This is a genomic window from Pseudomonas sp. DSP3-2-3 (assembly GCF_049898225.1).
Taxonomy (GTDB): Bacteria; Pseudomonadota; Gammaproteobacteria; order Pseudomonadales; family Pseudomonadaceae; genus Aquipseudomonas.
On the sequence record NZ_JAFCXH010000079.1, the window covers coordinates 1 to 1,208 of the forward strand.

The window sequence follows — 1,208 nt, forward strand, 5'->3', positions numbered from 1 at the left end:
ACATGCTTGGCTTTACCGCACGCTCGTTCAGCACGCGGCGGTAGATAGGCATCCGGTACTGCCATCCCTGGTCGGAATGCAAAATTGGCTTATCGCGCGGACGCAGCCGCTCAAAAGCTTGTCGCAGCATCGCACCGACCATGTCGAACAGCGGGCGCCTGGCCGTCTTGAAAGCGATGATTTCGCCGTTGTAGAGATCAAGTATCGGCGAGAGATAAAGCTTCTGCCCGCCAACCCGAAACTCCGTCACATCGGTTACCCATTTCTGATTCGGTCGTTTGGCATCGAACTTCCGCTTGAGCAAGTTCGGCGCTACCTGACCCTCTTCGCCTCTATAGGCGCGGTATTTCTTTATGCGCACACGGCTTTTCAACTGAAGCTCGCCCATGAGGCGCTGAACAGTCTTGTGGTTCACAAGGTGACCAGCTCGCCGAACGGCAGCAGTGATGCGACGATAGCCATATCGGCCTTTGTGCTCGTCGAAAACTGAGCGAATTCTGGTCTTCAGCACCGCGTATTTATCAACGGCTTGCTGCACCTTTTGTTGATAGTAAAAGGTGCTACGGGCCAGGCCCGCCAATTTCAGAAGGCCTCCAAGAGGGTGCTCCTGCCTCAGTTCAATCACGATTTGCGCTTTTTCCGCTGCGCAGCTTGTTCCTTCGCTTGAACCAAGGCATCGAGCTTTTTTAAATAAGCAATTTCCATGCGCAGCTGGCTCAATTCGGCCAGCAAATCATCACGCGAACGAGCTTCGTCATCCGAAGAGTCAAGCTGAATGGACGGGATGGGGGTTGTCATTTTTTTGTGAAGTCCGCTTCCTGGCTGCCGGGACAAGGCCTCCAAACCGCCTTCATCATACCGACGTTCCCACTGGCCAAGAATGTCGAATCTCCGGATATCAAACAGGGCAGCGGCTTGGCGATAGGACAGTTTTTCCTCGCGCATGCGTTGCAAAACACTCAACTTGAACTCAGCGCTGTAATGGATCTTCTTCTTACCTGTGATGCCCGTGATACCTAGCGTCTGGTAACCCAAAACCCATTGGCGAAGAGATGAGAAATTTACGTTATGACGACGCGCCACATCCCTTAGTCCCCCATTGCCGGAGCAATAGTCCTGTACTGCCGCGAGCTTTGCCTGCTCTGTGTATTTTTTCATATCACCCCCTTTATGTTGATGTCCAACATTTGGGGGTCAGATCAAATTTA

Annotated in this window: 1 pseudogene; it reads right to left on the reverse strand. The window is 52.6% G+C overall.

The window, feature by feature from the left end:
- Nucleotides 1–1,158: pseudogene (locus tag ACP7E4_RS30430) on the reverse strand (IS3 family transposase); the annotation flags it as partial.
- Between the last annotated feature and the right edge of the window lie 50 nt (nucleotides 1,159–1,208).